This window comes from Streptomyces inhibens (genome assembly GCF_022221585.1).
Lineage (GTDB): Bacteria > Actinomycetota > Actinomycetes > Streptomycetales > Streptomycetaceae > Streptomyces > Streptomyces inhibens.
In genome coordinates this window covers 1,160,094-1,178,905 of the sequence record NZ_CP084681.1, presented here as the reverse complement: position 1 = coordinate 1,178,905, position 18,812 = coordinate 1,160,094, and the positions used below count along the sequence as shown (strand labels likewise).

The window sequence follows — 18,812 nt, the reverse complement described above, 5'->3', positions numbered from 1 at the left end:
CGTCAGTCGTCGGGGAGGTCGAGCCGGCGGGTCGTGCCGGGGGCGATGGCGAACGACCGGTCGCGCAGCTTCACCCGCACCGGGGCGTTTTCGGAGGCCGGTACCGCGATCCGTACCTGCTCCGCACGGATGCGCAGATCGATGTCCCAGTGGCGCCGGAAGCGGATGCGTACCCCGAACTTCGAGAGCTCGGGCAGCGGCGCCGGATCGAGCCAGAGGGCCTGGTCACGGGTCTCCAGACCGGTCATACCGCGCTGGACGAAGTCCAGGGTGCCGGCCATCGCGCCCAGGTGGATGCCCTCGGCCGTGGTGCCGCCCTGCACGTCCGCCACATCCCCGGTCAGCGCCTCCTCACAGTACGTCCAGGCGTCGGGACGGCGTACGCGGGCCAGCACCCAGGCGTGGACCAGGGCGCTGAGGGTGGAGCCGTGGGTGGTGCGGCGCAGGTAGTACTCGACGGTGGCGTGCCAGATGTCGTCGTCGAGGGGGTGGCCGAGCCGGCGGAACACCGAGGCGAGCTCCGCGGGCGAGAAGAGGTAGCCCAGCATCAGCACATCGGCCTGTTTGGACGCCTGGTAGCGGTTGACCGTGTCGCCCTCCGCCTCCAGGATCCGGTCCAGCCGCCGGATGTCGCCGTAGCGCTGCCGGTAGCCGTCCCAGTCGAGTTCGGCGAGGTCCTCGTAGCCGGCGAACTGGCTGATCACGCCGTGGTGGTACGGCACATGGAGCCGGTGCGTGAGGTCGTCCCAGTGCTCCGGCTCGTCCGGGGCGAGCTCGATCCGCTCGAACAGCTGCCGCTGATGGGCCTCGGGGAGCGTATGGCACAGATCGAGGGCGCGCATCAGCACCCAGGCGGCGGTGACGTTGGTGTAGGCGTTGTCGTCCACCCCCGGCTCCGCGGCTCCCGGGTAGCCGTCGTGGTACTCGTCGGGACCGACGACCCCACGGATGCGGTACCGGCCGAGGGCGGGGTCCCAGTCCGCGGCGGCGGCCCAGAAGCGCGCGATCTGCAGCAGCATCTCCGCACCCTTGGTGTGCAGATACTCCGTGTCGCCGCTGGCCTGCCCGTACTGCCACACGTTGTACGCGATCGCCGACCCGACGTGGTGCTGGAGGTGGGAGTGGTCGGGGAGCCAGCGGCCGGAGCGTGGGTTGAGATGGAGCTGCTGGGTCTCCTCACGGCCGTCGCCGGCGCTCTGCCAGGGATACATCGCGCCCGCCCGGCCGGCTTCGCGCGCCGCGAGGCAGGCGGCCGGCAGCCGCCGGTAGCGGTAGTCGAGCAGGGCCTGGGAGACCTGCGGGAGGTGCAGGTTCAGGAACGGCAGCACGAACAGCTCGTCCCAGAAGACGTGCCCGCGGTACGCCTCGCCGTGCAGGCCCCGTGCCGGTACCCCGACATCGAGATCGGCGGTGTGCGGCGAGAGGGTCTGGAGCACATGGAAGAGGTGCAGACGCAGAATCCGGCCCGCGTCTCCGGGGACGTCGAGCTTGGCCTCCCGCCACAGCTCTTCCCAGGCGCGGCGGTGCGAGGCCCGCAGCCGCCGGAAGTGCGGGGCCCGTAGCGCGCAGTCGACGGCCGTGTGCCGCGGGCTCTCGATCGCCGGGTCACGGGAGGTGTAGAGCGCCACGGTCTTCTCGACGGCCGTGGTGGATCCGGAGGTGATGGGCAGCGACAGCGTGTGGAAGGCCCGCAGTGCGCTGAGCTGGGTCCGCGGAGTTCCGCCGCGGCCGGCGGGGGTGCGGGTCCGCGCGGCCAGCGCGATACGGATGTCCGAGTCGAGGGTGCGGCAGCTCAGCCACAGCGTGTTCCCCTGCTCGCTGCCGGTCTCCCAGCCCGTCAGATGCTGGTCCGCCAGACCGCGGTAGCGCGCCACGCCGGCATTGCAGACCGCGCCGTCGATCCCCGATTCCACCTCCACCGAGCCCGCCCACCCCTCGGCCGTGAACGCCGTGCGCAGCGCCGCCAGATGGGGTTCGCCCATGTGCACCAGACGGCACTGCTCCACGCTCAGCCGCCGGCCGGCCTCGTCCTTGTAGACCGACCAGCACGTCAGGGTGCCGTGCCGCAGATCCAGGGTCTGCCGGTGGTTGGTGAGTTGTGGGTGGTCGGGGGAGAGCCAGGGCCCGGGAGCGGCGTCGGTGGGGCAGATCCGGTAGCGCAGCGGAAGCCAGTTGGGCAGGTTGACGATGTCCTCGTTCTCGATGGGCCGGCCCGCCACGATGGAGGTGAGCCGGTTGTAGCAGCCGGCCGCGTAGGTGCCCGGGTAGTGCGCGGGTCCGGAGAGCACCTCGGAGGCCGCGCCGCGGGTGACGAAGTAGCCGTTGCCCAGTGCGCACAGTGTTTCGCGCAGCCGTTCCGCGCCCGCGTCGTACCCCTCGTACGACCAGGTCCAGGCCCGGGTCATCGGCCCTCCCCGGACGTCAGCAGCTCGCCGGGGTCGGTCACCACCACGTCGGCGCCATGGCGGCGCAGGGCCGCGGCGCTGTCCGGGCCGGCCGTCCGGTCCACGCCCACCACCAGGCCGAAGCCGCCGCGTCTGCCGGCCTCGACTCCGGCCAGCGCGTCCTCCACCACGGCGGCGTCCCGGGCCGGGACCCCGAGCCGTCGCGCCGCTTCCACGAAGAGCGCCGGGTCCGGTTTGCCGGGCAGCCGCAGCCGGCGCGCCTCGTTGCCGTCCACCACGGCCCGGAAGAGCGGCAGCACCTCGGCCGCGGTCAGCAGCTCGGTGGCATGGCGGGACGCCGACACCGCGGCACACGGCACCCGCCTGCTCCGCAGCGCACGCAGCAGGCGCACGGTGCCGGGCCAGGTGGCGATGCCGTGTGCCCGCAGGCTCGCGGTGAACAGCTCGTCCTTGCGGGCCGCGACGGCCCGGACGGTCTCCGTGCCCGGCGCGTCGTCCGGGTCGCCGAGCGGCAGGTCAAGGCCCCGGGAGTGGAGGAACGCGGCCGCGCCGTCCTGCCGCGAGCGGCCGTCGACATGGCGCAGATAGTCGTCCACCGGGTCGAAGGGGCGCTGCCCGCCCGCGGCCGCCAGTACCGGGTCGAAGGCGCCTTTCCAGGCCGCGGCATGGACCCGGGCGGAGTCGGTGATGACCCCGTCGGTGTCGAAGACCACGGCCCGCAGCGAGTGCAGACACGCTGCCAGGGCCGGCGCGCCGGTCATGGTGACGGTTCCGTTCGTCGGTGTCCTTCCATGGCACCACGGCTGCGGCGCAGGGGCCCGTTCGGCCCTGGTGTGCGCACGGAGGCGGGGTGACGATGGGAGACACCTCCCGAAGCCGGACGACCGAGAGCGTGGAGGACGCCATGGATGATGTAGGTGGGTCCGCACCGCAGCGGCCGATCCGGGTGTTCCTGCTTGACGATCATGAAGTGGTGCGCCGCGGAGTCCAGGATCTGCTCGATGCGGAACCCGATATCGAGGTGGTCGGCGACGCCGGGACCGCCGAGCGCGCGCTGGCCCGCGGCCCCGCGCTCCGCCCGGATGTCGCCGTACTCGATGTGCGGCTGCCGGACGGCGACGGGATCAGCGTCTGCCGGGAGTTGCGCTCGCGGCTGCCCGGTCTGGCCTGCCTGATGCTCACCTCGTTCGACGACGACGATGCGCTGCTCGACGCGATCATGGCGGGTGCTGCCGGCTATGTCCTGAAGGAGATCAAGGGATCGGATCTGGTCGCCGCCGTACGCACGGTCGCCGCCGGCCGTTCGATGCTGGATCCGGCGACCACCGCCCGGCTGATGAACAGTCTGCGCGGCGCGGAGTCCGACGCGGCGGCCGAGGAGGATGGGCTGTCCGCGCTGTCGCCGCGGGAACGGGAGATCCTCGGCCTGATCGGCGAAGGGTTGACGAACCGTCAGATCGGCGATCGGCTCTTCCTCTCCGAGAAGACGGTCAAGAACCACATCTCGCGTCTGCTGGCCAAACTCGGCGTGGAACGCCGGGTTCAGGCGGCCGTCCTCGCCGCTCAGGGGCCGCCGCCACCCGCCGGACCGCATCGGCACTGACCTCTGCGCCCGCACGGGGTCGCCGGTCAGGTCGAGGGGAGCGGTGCGCGCCACACCAGGCGGGTGCCGCCGCGGTCCAGTGCCTCGACCGCCATCTCGCCGTCCACGCTCTGCGCCCGCTTGGCGAGATTGCTCAGCCCGCTGCGGCGGCCGCCCCGCGCTATGCCGACACCGTTGTCCGTGACGCTCAGACTCAAGGTGCCGCCGCGCACGATCAGCGAGATATCGACCGCGGTGGCGTGCGCATGCCGCGCCGCGTTGCTCAGTGCCTCACCCAGCACCGCCACCACATGGTCCGCGGTCTCGGTCGGCACATCCGTGTCGATGAGTCCCTCCATGTGCAGGGAGGGGGTGAACCCCAGGGGGCGTGCGGCCTGCTCCACGGCCGTGACGGTCCGGCCCCGCAGACCGTGGCCGGTCCGGCCCGAGGTGTGCGCGCGGAGCCCGAAGATGGTGGACCTGATGATCTTGATCGTCTCGTCCAGATCGTCCACCGCACGCAGCAGCCGCTCACTCGCCTCCGGGTGGTCCACGAAACGCACCGCGCTCTGCAGCGTCATACCGGTGGCGAAGAGCCGCTGGATGGCCAGATCGTGCAGATCACGGGCGATCCGGTCGCGGTCCTTGAGCAGTGCGAGCTGCTCGGTGTCCTGGCGTTGGTCGGCCAGCTCCATGGCCAGGGCCGCCTGACCCGCGAACGTCAGCAGCGAGGCGGTCTCCAGCTCGGTGAACGGGGCGCTCTGCCGCAGCCGCGCCAGCAGCAGCACACCACGAGCCCGCTCACCGGTGATCATCGGGACGGCGACCGCGGGCCCCAGCCCCATCCAGCGCGGCGGACCCGCGGTGATCCGTGGATCGTGCTCGACATCCAGGCTGATCAGCGGCTCCTTGGCGTCGAGCGCGGCTCCCATGAACGACCCCTGACGGGGGAGGAACAGTCCGCGGTGCGCCTCGGCGTCGACGCCCGAGGCCAGGGCGACCCGCAGCGTCTTTTCGCCCTGCTCGGGGACCGCGACGACACCGAGGTCCGCGGTGAGGATCTCCAGCGCACGGTCCACGATCAGCCGGAGCGCCCGCATCTCGTCCGACCCCGCCAGCAGGACGGCGATGATCTCGCTGTGGGCCGCCAGCCAACGCTGGCGGTAGCGGGCCTCCTCGTACAGCCGGGCGTTCTCGATGGCCACCCCCGCCGCGACCGCAAGCGTCGAGAGCACGGTCTCGTCCTCGGCGTCGAACTCACCGCCGCCCCGTTTCTCGGTGAGATACAGATTCCCGAACACCTCGTCACGGACCCGGATGGGCACCCCGAGGAAGGAGTGCATGGGCGGGTGGTGCGGCGGAAAGCCGTACGACGAGGGGTGTTCGGACAGTTCCGGGAGCCGCAACGGCCGGGGATGACGGATCAGCTCACCGAGGATGCCGTGCCCGGCGGGCAGCCGGCCGATCGCCTCCTGCTGTTCCGCACTGACCCCGACCGGCAGGAACTGGGAGAGCCGGGTGCCTTTGGAGACCACGCCCAGCGCCCCGTACTCGGCGTCCACGACCACCACCGCCGCCTCCACGATGCGGCGCAGCACCTGCGGCAGATCCAGCTCCCTGCCCACCGAGAGCACAGCCTCCAGCAGCAGATGCGCCGGTTCGCCGGGGCCCTGCCGCATCGCATCCAGGCGCCTTTGCAGATCGTCCGGCAGCGCACCGAGCTGCCGCCGGGCGGTATCACGCAGAGGGGTTCCGTCGTCGCCCACGATGACTCCGTCGTGGCCCAGGGTGGCAGGGCCACTCCTCCACGGTAGCCGCCGGGCGCAGCAGGGGCCTGCGCGGACGCCGCCCGCCTCCCGCCCCGCCCAGGAGAGCCGGGTGGCCCGTACGGCGATGTCCGTTCGACCGTGCGCGGCACCGGGAAACGGTGCGACGGTGAGAGTACGCACCGCTCCGCCACTGCGCGGGCGGCCGCTGCGAGGAAGGACGTGGGGACGATGGAGCACCCGCTGGTCGTGGGTACCGACGGATCGGATTCCGCCTTCCGGTCGCTGGACTGGGCGGTGGAGGAGGCAGCGCTCCACGGGCTCCCGCTACGGGTGGTCTACGCCTCCAGGTGGGAGCGTTACGAAGGCGCGGCCCTGGCAGAGGGGCTGGAGCGGCCCAGCGAGCAGATGCTCGCGGAACGCATCGTGGAATCGGCCGCCGAACGCGTCCACCGTCGTAACGCCGACGTCAAGGTGTCGACGGAGGTGCTGGCCGACGACGCGGTCGCCGCCCTGCTGGCCGAGGGCCTGCATGCCTCGGCCCTGATCCTGGGCACGCGGGGGCGCGGCGAGATCGCCGGCTGGCTGCTGGGATCGGTCAGCCTGGCGGTGGCGGCCCGGGCCCGCTGTCCGGTGATCGTGGTACGCGGCGATGTGGCGGGAGTGACGGGGACACACGGGCGGATCCTCCTCGGGGTCGGTGACCCGGCCAAGGCGGCGGAGGCCGTCCGCTTCGCCTTCCGCGAGGCCGAGGCCCGCCACTGCACCCTGGTGGCCGCCCATGCGTGGCGCTGCCCGCCACACGAGACGTCCGACCCTCCGCTGCTGGCCGCAGAGGCCCGGCGCCACCACGAGAAGCAGGCGTCGGAGCTGCTCGACAAAGCCCTGAACGAGGCGGCCGGCGAGCATCCGGCGGTAAACGTGCGCCGCACCACGGTCGAGGGGCCGGCTCACAAGGTGCTGGTGCACCGCGCCGCCGCCGCGGACCTGCTCGTCGTCGGCGCGCGGAGCCGCCATGGCCGCTTCCTCGGCCTGCAGCTGGGGCGGGTGGCGCACACCGCGCTCTGCCACGCGGCCTGCCCGGTGGCGGTCGTGCCGCAGCATGCCGAACACGAGCATGCCGAGCACGAGCATGCCGAAGACGAGCACACCGAGCACGGACACGCCTGACCGTGACGTCTCAAGCGGGTCACTGCTCACGTCAAGAGGGTCACTTCTCAAGCCCGGCCGCGTGATCGGGAACGTACGTCTGCAGATCCCGTGGCGGTCGCTGGTAGCCCGTGGCCGGGGGCCGCGGCGGCAGTTCGAGGGTCGGCGGGGTGACGTCGGGATAGGGCACCGTCGACAGCAGATGGGCGATCATGTTCAGCCGCGCGCGGCGTTTGTCGTCGCTCTCGACGACGTACCACGGTGCCTCCGCGATATCCGTGTGCACGAACATCTCGTCCTTCGCCCGCGAATACTCCTCCCAGCGGGTCAGCGACTCAAGATCCATGGGGGAGAGTTTCCAGCGCCGCGTCGGGTCCTCGATCCGGCGCCGGAAGCGCTGCTCCTGTACCTCGTCGCTCACCGAGAACCAGTATTTGCGCAGCAGAATCCCGTCCTCCACCAGCATCCGCTCGAATACCGGGCACTGGCGCAGAAACCGCTGGTGTTCGGCGGGCGTGCAGAATCCCATGACCCGCTCGACGCCGGCCCGGTTGTACCAACTGCGGTCGAACAGCACGATTTCGCCGGCGGCCGGGAGATGTTCCGTATAGCGCTGGAAATACCACTGGGTGCGCTCACGCTCGGTCGGCCTGGGCAGCGCGACGATGCGCGCCACCCGGGGATTGAGATGTTGCGTGACGCGTTGGATCGTGCCGCCCTTGCCGGCGGCGTCCCGCCCTTCGAAGATCACCACGAGCCGGGCGCCCTCGACGCGCACCCATTCCTGCAGTTTCACCAGCTCCGTCTGCAGCCGGTACAGCTCCGATTCGTACCGCGACCGCGACAGTTTTCCGGGGCCGGCGCCGGCCTGCTTGTCCGTCATGCCATGACGTTACGAAGAAAAGCCGCCGTGAGCTCAGGCATGCGAGCCGAACGGGGCCAGCACCTCGCGCTCGATCCGCCGCCGGACCTTGTCGGTCAGGACGGACAGCCGCCGCGACACCTTCGCCCGCACAGGTTGCGGCGACCGGATGCGGCGGGCCGTCGCGGGCAGCTCGGCGACGTCCGCCGCGAGCCGCTGCCGGGCGTCCTCCAGCCGGTCGCGCGGGGCGCTGCGCCCGCCCGCGCGCATCAGCGTTTCCAGCAGCGGCGTACTGCCCTCAGGGGGCGGTTCGTCGGCCAGGCCGATCACATCGTGGCAACCGGGCCGGCGAAATACCTGCTTACGGCCGGGGGCGGTCACCTTCGCCGCCGAAAGCTTCATCACGGAGCGGCCCTCGTAGGCGACGAGCTTGTACGCGGAATCCAGATAGGGAGCGTCGGCGCTCACCCCGACCCGGGTGCCCACCGCGTAAATATCGATCGGCGCTTCCGAGCGCACCAGATCGTGGACGGCGAATTCGTCCAGCCCGCCGCTGGCGACGATCCGCACCTGGGGCAGACCCGCGTTGTCCAGCATCGCGCGGGCATGGAAAGCCAGCCTTCCCAGGTCACCGCTGTCCAGTCGAATCGCCGATCCGTCCCCCCGGCCCAGCGCATTCAGCACGCGGGCCGCTGCCGCCACGCCGGATTCGGTGTCGTAGGTGTCCACCAGCAGGGTCACCGGCCCGGGATGGCACTGCGCGAACGCGGTGAATGCCGCCTCCTCGTCCTCGAACGCCTCGATATAGGAATGCGCCATGGTGCCGACGGCCGGCAGCTGTTCGGCATGCGCCGCCGCCACATTGCTGGTGCCCGCGAAGCCCGCCATGGCACCCAGACGGGCCGCCTGGAAAGCGGCCTGGGTGCCATGAGTGCGCCGCAGCGAGAAATCCACAACGGGGCGCCCCCGCGCGGCGATCACACAGCGGACGCATTTGGAGGCGACGGCCGTCTGATGGTTGAGCTGATTCAGTACGAACGACTCCACGAGCTGGGCCTGCGGCAGCGGAGCGGTGATTTCCATCAGGGGTTCACCGGCCAGCACCACGCGCCCCTCCGGCACGGCGCGCACCTCACCGGTGAAACGCATGTCCAGCAGCGGTGCCACATCCTGCGCGGGCCGCTGCAAGGTCTCGGCGAAGACCTCCACGTCCTCGCGCCGCAGACGGAAATCGGAGAGGAAATCGAGCACCGATTCCGCACCCGCGGCGATCAGGAACCCCCGGTGCGGTGGCAGCTCCCGTACGAAGCAGCTGAATGTCGCCGGCTGCGTCATGCCCTCGCGCAGATACGAAAGCGCCATGGTCACTTCGTACAGGTCGGTGATCGTCGCATCCGACATCGCCGACTCCTTCCACGCCCGCGCCGCCCGCCCCGGGCCCCGCGGGCCCGACGCGCGGCGGCGAGGTTCACGCCATCGCGCTCGTCCAGCCGTAGGCGACCCGCCGCTCCCGTACGGGCGGTCCGGCGCCGATGCCCTCCAGATCGTCGTCCGCCACCCGCAGCAGTTGTCCGGCGAGGTCCCGCATCGCACGCCCGGCCGCGATCTCGTCCCCGATCTCCGGCACATCCCGGTCCTCGGGGTTGCACCGGGCCTTGCCGTGCCCGGTGAGCGAGTTGCTCCCGGTGTTCAGCACCACGCGTGCCGTGGTCGTCCCGTCCTCCTCGAACAGGTACAGACGGACGTCCCACTCGACAGTCTTCGCCATGGCATTCCTCCGCATCCCGGGATCCGGACTCTCATGCCCCCACCGCCATCATCCGCCTTCTCCGGCGGGGCGTCATGGGCACGGCAGAGGGTGACGTGCGGGTCACTCGTGCGGCACCACCGCCACCGGACACGGAGCGTGGTGGACCGCGGCCTGTACGACATGGCCGATACGCGGCGCCGGCAACCGGTGCCGGTGCCGGCGGCCGACCACGAGCAGCGCCGCGTCCGCCGTGTCGCGCAGCAGCGCCGGCGCCGGGCTCTCCATTTCCACCCGGTCGTCCACGCGCAGGTCCGGGTACTTCTCCCGCCACGGACGCAGCGCCGCGTTCAGCTCCATCCGGGCGTCCCGCTCCGCATCCTCCGCGGCGACCGGCTCCACTCCGCCGCCACGGTTGTACGCATACGACGGAAGGTGCCTGCCGTGTACGGCACGCAGCGTGGCACCCCGCCGCGCGGCGCTGTCGAAGGCGAAGGCCAAAAGCGCCTCACACGGCTCGTGCAGACTCAGCCCGACCACCACATCACCGCCCCGCCGTGTCTCGGTGGCGCTCTGCCGGGCGCGTACGAGAACGGTGGGGGAGTCGGTGTGCGCCACGAGCTGGAGCCCCAGCTCCCCGAGGGCATAGCGCTCCACCGGTCCCAGATCGCGGGAGCCGAGGACCAGCAGGTCCGACTGCCCGGCGGCCTCGCGGAGGGCCTCCAGTGGGTCCTTGGCCACCAGGTGCTCGTCCACCGGAAGCTCCGGATGGGCGGTCCGGACGGCCTCGCGGGCCTCGTCCATCATCCGGTGGGCCCAGTAGTTCTGATCCCCTTCGGTCGGAGGACGGTGCGCCGGTTCCGGCGCGAGCAGCACCCATGCGTGCAGCAGCCGCAATCGCGCGTTGCGCAGCTGTGCTTCCTGCGCCGCCCACGAGACGGCCGCCAAGGACTCCGGCGTACCGTCCACACCGGCGGTGATGACGTCCTTCATGACCTCGCTCCGTTTCCTGGGACGGCTGTGGCGGGGCCGGCGGCCGTTGGGCAACTCATGTCCGACGCGCCCAGCCGCAGCGTCCGGCTCGGCACATCCCGCGCCATCTCGTCCCGGATCGCCTCTCTCCAGAGTGCGCCGCCGAGCCCGCTCCGGCATGAGCCACCCGGTACCGTCGGGCAACCGGCGGCCGGAATGAGCCGGATGGTCCACGGTCGGGGCCCGATGGCCCCTGACCGCCCCGCCCCGTACGCACCAGGCTGAAGGAGCCTGCCATCCGGCCGTCCACTCACCACGGAGGTGCCCGGTGTCCACCCGAACCCTCGACGACGCCACGGTGACCGGCATCGTCACCGACGCCACCACCGCCCCCTCCATGCACAACGCCCAGCCATGGCGCTTCCGCTACCACCGCGGCAGCCGCACCTTCGCCCTCCGGGCCGACCTGGAGCGCACGCTGCCGCACGGCGACCCGGCCACCCGCGGCCTGCACCTCGGCTGTGGCGCGGCGCTGCTGAACCTGAGGGTGGCCGCCGGGCAGACCGGACACCGGACGGCCACGACGCTGCTGCCGGTCCCGGCCGATCCGGCACTGCTGGCCACGGTGCGGCTGGACGCCCGGCACGCGATGCCGGACGAGGCGCTCACCGACCTGTATCCCGCGATCCATGAACGGCACACCAGCCGCTACCCCTTCGCGGACCGGCAGATCCCGGAGAGCGTCCGTACGGACCTTTCCGAGGCCGCCCGCCGCGAGGGCGCGCAGTTCACGTGGGTGACGCCGCCGCACCTCCAGACGGTGCTCGCCCTTGTCAGCGACGCGGAAGGCTATGACCACATGGACCCGGACCGGGCGGCGGAGGAGCGGAGCTGGATCCGGGACACCTCGGCCGAGGCGCCCGTGGACGGGATCCCGGACTACGCCTTGGGCCCCCGCAAGCGCGCGGGCATGGCGCCGGCCCGTGATTTCGCCGGACTGCGCCCGGTCCCCGGACGGCCGTTCTTCGACTTCGAGCGCCACCCGCAACTGGCGCTGCTGAGCACCGCGGGCGACACCCCCACCAACTGGCTGAGCGCGGGCCAGGCCCTGGAGCGGGTACTGCTCCTGGCCACGCTGCACGGTGTGACCGCCTCGTTCGCGACCCAGGCCCTCGAATGGCCGGAGCTGCGGTGGATCCTGCGCGACCCGGTCTCCGGAACCGGCCATGTGCAGATGGTCGTCCGCCTGGGCTACGGCCCGTCCGGGCCCCGTACGCCACGGCGTCCGGTGGGGCAGGTACTGACGATCGGGCCGTGACCGGCGACGCGGCGTGACCCGAAGGAGGGGTGATCCGCGGGGTGTCAGGCCGCATGCCCCTCGTGCGGCTCGTGCGGCTCGTGCGGTGAGCCGCCCATCATGCGGAGCATGGCACGGCCCCCGGTGCGCAGGAATCGATGGACCAGCGCGGCGGCGAGCAGCAGAAAGACGATGTTGAGCCAGGTGGTGTAGTTCCAGGAGACGCCCGACATGGGGATCTGCGCGTCGGCCTGGTGAGGGATCAGCCCCAGTGCGCCGAAGGTGAATTCGACGAAGTAGCCCGCCACCACGACGGCCGCGTAGAACGTGCCCAGCAGAAAGAGGGCCATCTTGGCCCCGTAGTACTTCCGGTAGATGTTCAGGATCGGCAGGATCAGCAGGTCGGAGAAGATGAAGGCGACCACCCCGCCGAAGCTGATGCCGCCCTTCCACAGGACCACCGCCAGCGGCACATTGCCGATGGAGCAGACGAACGAGGCGATCGCCACCAGCGGACCGATCAGCGGCCCCCACAGCTTCGCGGCCAGCGGGTGGCCTTCGAAGAAGAAGGAGCGCCAGAAGCTGTCGGGGACCCAGGCGGCGATCGCGCCGGCGATCAGCAGGCCGATCACCAGGTCCTTGATGATCGCGGCCCACTCCATCACGAAGACATGCGCGGTCGAGGTGAATCCCGCACCGGAGAACAGCCGCCCCGCGAAGGAACCCTCGCGCTGCACGGACATGTCCATCGCGGCATGCCCTTCCATCGAGCCGGCCAGGCCACGTTCGGCCTGCTCGCGGGACCGGTCCAGCAGCTTCTCGCGCAGGAAGAGGCGGAACAGCAAGGCCAGCAGCAGGATCATGACCGGTCCGCCGATGAACTCCGCGGCCGTGAACTGCCACCCCAGCAACAGCGCCAGGATGACGCCGAGTTCGACCACCAGGTTCGTGGAAGCGATCTCGAACGCCATGGCGGCGGTGAAATGCGCGCCTTTACGGAACAGGGAACGCGCCAGGGCGACGGCGGCGTACGAGCAGGAGGAGGACGCGGCGCCCAGCGCGGAGGCCAGTGCCAGGGTGCGGGGGCGGTCGTCGCCGAGCAGGCCGACGACGGTGGATTTGCGCACCACGGCCTGGACGATCGCGGACAGCGCAAAGCCCAGGATCAACGCCCAGGTGATTTCCCAGGTCATGGACCCGGCGATGGACAGTGCATGGGTGATCGCGGACATCGGCTGAGGTGTTCCTTGGCGCACCCCGGCCCAAACGCGGCGGTGTCAGACCCGCCCGTGTGCCTTCTGCGCCCGCCGCGACAGCGAGTCGATGACCACGGCGACCAGCAGTACACCACCGGTGATCATGAACTGGGCGGCGGTCTGGATGCCCATGAGCGCCACACCGGAGGCGATCGACTGAATGACCAGGACACCGAGCAGCGCGGACCAGGTCCTGCCCCGGCCGCCGAACATGCTGGTACCGCCGATGACCGCGGCGGCGATGGCGTCCATCAGCAGATTGCCCGACCCCGCGGTCTGGGTGGCCGAGGTGACGCGGGAGGCCAGGAACAGGCCGCCGATGGCGGCCATCGTCCCCGACACCATGAACACCGAGATCCGCACCAGGTCCACATTGAGGCCGGTACGGCGGGCGGCCTCGACGCTGCCGCCGAGCGCGAAGACCATCCGTCCGTAGGGCGTACGGCGCAGGACTTGGTCGAGGCCCACGAGGAAGACCAGGAAGATCAGCAGGGCCAGCGGCAGGCCGTGGAACTCGTTGAGCACAGCGGCCGCGGTCAGGCAGATCACCGCCAGCACACCGGTGCGCAGGACGATCTCGCGCAGCGGCCTGGCCGGCACTCCGGCGGCCTTGCGGCGCCGCACGTCCTGGTAGGAGGCGAGGAAGTACCCGGCGGTGCCGAGCGCCGCCAGGCCGTACGCGGCGGCGACATTGGTGAAGTAGTAGTTGGTCAGCATGGCGACCAGGCCCTTGTCGTCCAGGTTGATGGTGCCGCTGGACCCCAGGATGTAGAGCATCAGACCGTTCCAGCCCAGCAGGCCAGCCAGCGTGACCACGAACGCGGGCACCCCGACCTTGGCGAAGAAGAACCCCTGTACGGCTCCGATCACCGTGCCGGCCACCACCGCGAGCAGCAGCGCAAGGCCTTCCGGCACGCCATGGATCACGTTCAGCACCGCGAACCCGGCCGCCGCCAGGCCGCTCACCGAGCCGACCGACAGATCGATCTCACCGAGCAGCAGCACAAAGATGACCCCGGTCGAGATCATCCCGATACCGACGATATCCACGCTCAGGTTGGACAGATTCCGCGGCGAGAGGAAGTTCTCGTTGAGGCCCGCGAAGATGATCCACACCACGAGCAGGCCGAGGGCGACCGGGACCGAGCCGAGCTCGCCGCTGTGGAATCTGCGTTTGAGCATGTCGAGGGGGTTCTGCCGGGCGCGCCCGGGCGGGGGCCGTTCGTCCCGGCCGGCCGGCCGGCGCTTGCGCAGCGGCGACGTCCATGTCCTGCTCACCTCTCCACCTCCCACCCGGGTGCCGCGCGGCGCGTCACGGCGTTGTCGGTGGCCCCGGTGATGGAGGAGATGATCTGCTCGTGGGACGTCGTCGTGACATCGAAGAACCCGTTGTTGCGGCCGAGCCGCAGTACCGCGATCCAGTCCGCGACGGCCTTGACGTCCCCCATGTTGTGGCTGATCAGCAGCACCCCGAGGCCCCGTTCGCGCAGCTGCTCGACGAGGTCGAGGACCTGTGCGGTCTGCTCGATGCCCAGCGACGCGGTGGGCTCGTCGAGCAGGACCAGCCGTGGCTCGCCGATCAGCGAACGGGAGATCGCGACGGTCTGCCGCTGGCCGCCGGACAGTGAGGCGACCGGGAGGCGCACGCTGGGCATCCGGATGGCGAGTGTCTGGAGCAGGTCCAGGGTGAGGCGCTCCATCTCCACCTCGTCCAGCAGGCCGGCCCGGTGGATCTCGCGGCCGAGGAAGAGATTGCCGACCACGTCGAGGTTGTCGCACAGCGCGAGATCCTGGTACACCGTGGCGATCCCCAGGTCCTGGGCGTCATGCGGCCGGGCGAGGTGGACCGGTCGGCCGTCCCACTCGATGACGCCCTCGTCAGCGGGGTCGACCCCGGCGATCACCTTGATCAGTGTGGACTTGCCCGCGCCGTTGTCCCCCACGAGCGCGACGACCTGACCGGCGCGGATCTCCAGCTCGACGTCCGCGAGGGCCTGGACGGCGCCGAACCGCTTGAAGATTCCGCGCAGCGCCAGCAAGGGCGGTGCTGACATGGGGTACCTGCCTTACCTGGTGAGCCCCGCCTTCGCGCAGGCGGACGCGTACTTGGGGGTGCAGATCTGATCGATCGTGTACATGCCGTCCTTGATCACGGTGTCCTTGATGTGCTGCACGGTCACCGGAACCGGGGTGAGCAGCACGGCCGGGATGCCGTGCGTGGTCGGGCTGTTGATCCGCTGCTTGGCGATGTCGTCGAGCTTCTCGCCGCGCGCCAGTGCGACGGCCATGGTGGCGGCGGCATCGGCCTCGGGCTTGAAGGGCTTGAGGACGGTCATGTACTGCTCGCCCGCGACGATGCGCTGAATGGCGGTGAGTTCGGCGTCCTGGCCGGTGATCGGCGGCAGCGGATCGACCTTCGCGGCCTTCAGCGCGGAGATGATGCCGGAGGCGAGGCCGTCATTGGCGGAGTAGACACCGTCGATGTTCTCGGCGCCGAGGGCCGCGATGGCGCCGGACATATTGGCGTTGGCGACTTCCGGACGCCAACCGGCGGTGTTGTACGCCTTGCCGATCCGCACCTTGCCCTGGAGGACGGACAGCGCGCCCGCCTTGAACCAGGCGGAGTTGGGGTCCGTCGAAGCGCCGTTCATCATGACGATCTGGCTGCTGTGCGCCTTGTCCCCGAGTGCCCTGAGCAGTGCCTCGCCCTGGAGCCGGCCGACCTTCGCGCCGTCGAAGGAGACATAGCCGGAGACCGGCCCCTCCACGAGGCGGTCATATGCGACGACCGGGATGCCGGCCCGGCGCGCGTTCTCGACCGGGGCACGCAGCGACTTGGAGTCGGTGGCGTCGAGGATCAGTACGTTCACCTGCTTGGTGATCATCGCGTCCATCTGCTGCTGCTGGGTGGCCACGTCATGCTGCGCGCTCACGGTCTCCACCGTGCACTCACCGCACAGCTGATGGATCTTCTTCTCGATCAGGGGCTTGTCGAAATAGTGGAAGCGAGAGGTGCTGTCCGGGATCAGCACACCGATCTTCAACGCACCGCCGGAAGCAGGTCCGGTCGGCTCGTGCGCCCCGCCCGCCTCCCCGCAGGCGGCCGGGCCGGCCACCATGCACAGGCCGGCCAGGACGACGGCAGCACCACGCAGGCGAGCGTTCACGTCACCGGACCTCCTCACCCTCCGCAGCGGCCGCCGCATCCCCCGTGCCGAGCCGCTCGCCCGGCAGCAGGGCGACCTCGCTCCACACCTGCTTGCCGCCGCTCAGCGGCACCGAGCCCCAGGACGCCGACATCGCCTCGACCAGCAGCAGCCCGCGGCCGCCGGTCGCCTCCCAGTCCACTGTCGCCGGCTTGACAGGTGCCCGCGGCGAGGCGTCGTTCACAGCGATCCGCAGACGGTCGGCGGTCAGCGTCAGATCCAGCCGCACCTCGCCCTGTGTGTGCGCAATGGCGTTGGTGACCAGCTCGGACACCACCAGCAGCGCCACGTCCACCTCCTCCGTCACACCCCAGGTGCGCAGCGTGCGGCCGGTGAAACGGCGGGCGTGCATGACGGCGTCGGGCAGCCGCCACACCGTCCAGCGGACCCGGGTCGGGCGGACCCGCATCCCGTCGTAGCGCAGGACCAGCACCGCCACATCGTCGTCGCGCCGCTTGTCGCTCCCCAGCAGCGCATCGGCCACCCGCCCGGCATCGGCCGGGTCGGCCGCGGCGAGCAGCTCACGTACGCGACGGATGCCGTCATCCAGGGGAAGGCTGGCCGACTCGGCCAGGCCGTCCGTGAGCAGCACCAGAACGGTGCCGGGAGCCAGTCCGACCTCGGTCAACGGGAATTCCCCGTCCGCGGCCACGCCCAGCGGGGGTCCGCCCTCGACCGACAGTTCCTCGGTGCTGCCGTCCGGGTACCGAAGCAACGGCGGCAGATGCCCGGCCCGGACGAACCAGGCGATGCCTTCCTCCATGTCCAGGTCCACATAGCAGCAGGTGGCGAAGAGATCGGTCTCCATGCCGTGGAGCAGACGGTTGGCGTGGGCGACCACCACATCGGGCGGATGGCCCTCCACCGCGTAGGCCCTGATGGCCGTGCGCATCTGGCCCATGATCGTGGCGGCACCGGCGCTGTGCCCCTCCACATCGCCGATCACGAACGCCACATGGCCGTCGGACAGCGGGATGACGTCATACCAGTCGCCGCCCACTTCGAGCCCCATCGTGGCGGGCAGATAGCGGGCCACGGCCACCCCTCCCGGGAGCTCCGGCAGCTTACGGGGCAGCAGACTGCGCTGCAGCATGGTGGCGAGCTCGTGCCCGGCGTCCAGCGCATGGGCCCGCACCAGGGCCTGCCCCACCAGACCCGCGGTCGCGGTCAGCAGCGACCGCTCCTCCGGCCCGAACGAATGCGGCTCGTCCCACCCGACCAGGCACACCCCCACGATCCGCCCGTCGGCCGGCAGCGGCAGTACGGCGAGCCCACCGGGGCCGATGCCCGCGAGGCCGGGCTCCAAGGGGGCATCCGGAGGCCACAGGGCGACATGCCCGCCCCGCAGCACGCCCTCCAGCGTGGGCATCGCGTGACACGAGGCATCGGGCCATTCGGACCGCCACTCGGACTGCCACACGGCCGGCCAGGCAACGGGTTCCGGAGGGTCGAGGAGCGTCACCACCAGCCGGTCGGCCTCCAGCTCGGCGACCGCCACCCGACTGGCCGACAGCGGTGCACGCAGCGCCGCGACCACCGCCCGGCTCACCTCCCGGATGGTCGTCGCCCCGGCCAGCGCGGCGGACAGCCGCTGCACGACGGAGACCTCGTCGGCACTGGGACGCAGATAGGAGGCGTCGGCGACCACCCCCAGCATCCGCTCCGGAGCGCCGTCGGCGTCGACCAGCACCCGGCAGCGCAGGCTCAGCCAGTGCAGCTCCCCGTTCGGCCGGCGAATACGGAACGACAGCTGCTGGCCGCCGGTGGCCACCCCGCCCGGCTCCACGATCGACATCAGTGCGGGAATGTCGTCCGGCGCGGTGCACGCCAGCAGCGTCTCCACCCGCCGGTCGAACTCCTGCGGAGCGATACCGAACAGCTCCAGCACCTGGGAGTCCGCGTCGATCCGCCCGGTGCCCAGCACCAGGGTGAATGCGCCGCCCCGCAGCGTGTCCAGCCCGGGGCCGAGCAGCGACCGCCGCTCGGTGCGCGCCATGACCCGCGCCGCGACGGCCTCCAGCCCCGCGGCCACCTGGTCGGCGTGCAGCTCCAGAAGGTGCCGGCGGTCCGCGTCAAAGGCGTCGGCCTTGTCCACGACGACCAGGCACCCCAGCCGTTTGGGATCCTCGCCCAGTGGCAGCACGCCCAGCGAGACATCGGCCGGTACCGCCTGGGCACCGTCATAGGCGCCGAAATCCGAGGGTTTCGCAGGGCTCAGCCACTGGGGCAGGCCCGTGCGGAAGGCCGCGGCGACCGCAGAGTTGCCGGACACCGCGTAACTCGTCGGCAGTCCGTAGGGAACGCAGGAACCTCCGACCATCTCGGCCAGCTGAAGATCGCCCTCCCCTTCGGCCGGCACGTAGACGGCGGTCAGCTCCGCCCCGGAATGCCCAAGGACCCGCGCGGTCACTGCCTGCACCGCCTCCGTACGCGGGAAGCCGTCGTCGTAAGCCACGGTCGCCGTATCCGCCCTCGGGGCCAGGGCGTCGACCCCGCCACCGCTTCATCGGATATTTCGTAATTTACCGCCTATCTTCCATGGTGCGGCATGCAGGGAGAGGGGAGCGAGT

15 protein-coding genes are annotated in these 18,812 nt (G+C 71.0%); 3 read left to right on the top strand and 12 right to left on the bottom strand.

Translation table 11 applies throughout. From position 1 onward, the window contains the following. Positions 1-2 precede the first annotated feature (2 nt). Both KI385_RS05570 and KI385_RS05565 read right to left on the bottom strand, forming a co-directional pair. Entirely contained in the window at positions 3-2,405 is a 2,403-nt protein-coding gene (locus KI385_RS05570; RefSeq protein WP_238571105.1) for a glycoside hydrolase family 65 protein, read from the bottom strand. After that, a complete protein-coding gene (locus tag KI385_RS05565) occupies positions 2,402-3,166 on the bottom strand; it encodes an HAD family hydrolase (protein WP_238571104.1) in 765 nt (254 codons plus the stop codon). The genes KI385_RS05570 and KI385_RS05565 overlap by 4 nt, the downstream gene beginning before the upstream one ends. Positions 3,167-3,309: 143 nt before the next feature. Here KI385_RS05565 and KI385_RS05560 point away from each other — a divergent pair, with 143 nt between their 5' ends. After that, a complete protein-coding gene (locus KI385_RS05560) occupies positions 3,310-4,008 on the top strand; it encodes a response regulator (protein WP_238571103.1) in 699 nt (232 codons plus the stop codon). 26 nt (positions 4,009-4,034) lie between these two features. Here the strand turns inward: KI385_RS05560 and KI385_RS05555 are convergent, their stop codons facing one another. Further along, positions 4,035-5,666 carry a sensor histidine kinase gene (locus KI385_RS05555; RefSeq protein WP_238577575.1) on the bottom strand — a complete coding sequence of 544 codons (1,632 nt, stop codon included), beginning with the start codon at positions 5,664-5,666 and terminating at the stop codon, positions 4,035-4,037. Positions 5,667-5,984: 318 nt separating this feature from the next. Here KI385_RS05555 and KI385_RS05550 point away from each other — a divergent pair, with 318 nt between their 5' ends. Next, positions 5,985-6,923 (top strand): universal stress protein, encoded by a 939-nt coding sequence (locus KI385_RS05550; RefSeq protein WP_238571102.1) that lies wholly within the window; start codon positions 5,985-5,987, stop codon positions 6,921-6,923. Positions 6,924-6,963: 40 nt separating this feature from the next. On the opposite strand, the gene ppk2 is transcribed toward KI385_RS05550, so the two are convergent. The 4 genes from ppk2 to KI385_RS05530 all read right to left on the bottom strand — a co-directional run bounded on the left by ppk2 (position 6,964) and on the right by KI385_RS05530 (position 10,504). Then, positions 6,964-7,785 carry a polyphosphate kinase 2 gene (gene ppk2 / locus KI385_RS05545; protein WP_238571101.1) on the bottom strand — a complete coding sequence of 274 codons (822 nt, stop codon included), beginning with the start codon at positions 7,783-7,785 and terminating at the stop codon, positions 6,964-6,966. Between the two features lie 33 nt (positions 7,786-7,818). After that, positions 7,819-9,165, bottom strand: a complete 1,347-nt coding sequence (locus KI385_RS05540) for a nicotinate phosphoribosyltransferase (RefSeq protein ID WP_238571100.1) — start codon at positions 9,163-9,165, stop codon at positions 7,819-7,821. A 67-nt stretch (positions 9,166-9,232) separates the two neighbouring features. Further along, complete coding sequence (locus KI385_RS05535) at positions 9,233-9,532, bottom strand: DUF1876 domain-containing protein (protein ID WP_238571099.1); 300 nt, start codon at positions 9,530-9,532, stop codon at positions 9,233-9,235. A 102-nt stretch (positions 9,533-9,634) separates the two neighbouring features. Further along, positions 9,635-10,504 (bottom strand): universal stress protein, encoded by an 870-nt coding sequence (locus KI385_RS05530; protein WP_238571098.1) that lies wholly within the window; start codon positions 10,502-10,504, stop codon positions 9,635-9,637. A gap of 307 nt (positions 10,505-10,811) precedes the next feature. Here KI385_RS05530 and KI385_RS05525 point away from each other — a divergent pair, with 307 nt between their 5' ends. After that, the gene (locus KI385_RS05525) at positions 10,812-11,801 is read left to right on the top strand and encodes an Acg family FMN-binding oxidoreductase (RefSeq protein WP_238571097.1); all 990 of its coding nucleotides are present in this window, start codon (positions 10,812-10,814) and stop codon (positions 11,799-11,801) included. A gap of 44 nt (positions 11,802-11,845) precedes the next feature. Here the strand turns inward: KI385_RS05525 and KI385_RS05520 are convergent, their stop codons facing one another. Genes KI385_RS05520 through KI385_RS05500 form a run of 5 tightly spaced genes read right to left on the bottom strand, consistent with a single transcriptional unit; the run spans position 11,846 to position 18,697 of the window. Beyond that, the gene (locus KI385_RS05520) at positions 11,846-13,012 is read right to left on the bottom strand and encodes a permease (RefSeq protein WP_238571096.1); all 1,167 of its coding nucleotides are present in this window, start codon (positions 13,010-13,012) and stop codon (positions 11,846-11,848) included. A gap of 45 nt (positions 13,013-13,057) precedes the next feature. Beyond that, on the bottom strand, positions 13,058-14,314 hold the full coding sequence (locus KI385_RS05515) for a sugar ABC transporter permease (RefSeq protein ID WP_425356872.1): 1,257 nt from the start codon (positions 14,312-14,314) through the stop codon (positions 13,058-13,060). Further along, positions 14,311-15,090 (bottom strand): ATP-binding cassette domain-containing protein, encoded by a 780-nt coding sequence (locus KI385_RS05510; protein ID WP_238571095.1) that lies wholly within the window; start codon positions 15,088-15,090, stop codon positions 14,311-14,313. The genes KI385_RS05515 and KI385_RS05510 overlap by 4 nt, the downstream gene beginning before the upstream one ends. 12 nt (positions 15,091-15,102) lie before the next feature. Next, positions 15,103-16,203 carry a sugar ABC transporter substrate-binding protein gene (locus KI385_RS05505; RefSeq protein WP_238571094.1) on the bottom strand — a complete coding sequence of 367 codons (1,101 nt, stop codon included), beginning with the start codon at positions 16,201-16,203 and terminating at the stop codon, positions 15,103-15,105. 1 nt (position 16,204) lies between these two features. Then, positions 16,205-18,697, bottom strand: coding sequence for a SpoIIE family protein phosphatase (locus tag KI385_RS05500; RefSeq protein ID WP_238571093.1), 2,493 nt, complete (start codon positions 18,695-18,697; stop codon positions 16,205-16,207). Positions 18,698-18,812: the final 115 nt, after the last annotated feature.

Excerpts from the sequence above, each read along its gene's own strand:
- KI385_RS05510 (WP_238571095.1), bottom strand. The coding sequence starts at position 15,090 with ATGTCAGCACCGCCCTTGCTGGCGCTGCGCGGAATCTTCAAGCGGTTC.
- KI385_RS05550 (WP_238571102.1), top strand. The coding sequence starts at position 5,985 with ATGGAGCACCCGCTGGTCGTGGGTACCGACGGATCGGATTCCGCCTTC.
- KI385_RS05530 (WP_238571098.1), bottom strand. The coding sequence starts at position 10,504 with ATGAAGGACGTCATCACCGCCGGTGTGGACGGTACGCCGGAGTCCTTG.
- ppk2 (WP_238571101.1), bottom strand. The coding sequence starts at position 7,785 with ATGACGGACAAGCAGGCCGGCGCCGGCCCCGGAAAACTGTCGCGGTCG.
- KI385_RS05560 (WP_238571103.1), top strand. The coding sequence starts at position 3,310 with ATGGATGATGTAGGTGGGTCCGCACCGCAGCGGCCGATCCGGGTGTTC.
- KI385_RS05555 (WP_238577575.1), bottom strand. The coding sequence starts at position 5,666 with ATGCGGCAGGGCCCCGGCGAACCGGCGCATCTGCTGCTGGAGGCTGTG.
- KI385_RS05565 (WP_238571104.1), bottom strand. The coding sequence starts at position 3,166 with ATGACCGGCGCGCCGGCCCTGGCAGCGTGTCTGCACTCGCTGCGGGCC.
- KI385_RS05570 (WP_238571105.1), bottom strand. The coding sequence starts at position 2,405 with ATGACCCGGGCCTGGACCTGGTCGTACGAGGGGTACGACGCGGGCGCG.
- KI385_RS05535 (WP_238571099.1), bottom strand. The coding sequence starts at position 9,532 with ATGGCGAAGACTGTCGAGTGGGACGTCCGTCTGTACCTGTTCGAGGAG.
- KI385_RS05540 (WP_238571100.1), bottom strand. The coding sequence starts at position 9,165 with ATGTCGGATGCGACGATCACCGACCTGTACGAAGTGACCATGGCGCTT.
- KI385_RS05520 (WP_238571096.1), bottom strand. The coding sequence starts at position 13,012 with ATGTCCGCGATCACCCATGCACTGTCCATCGCCGGGTCCATGACCTGG.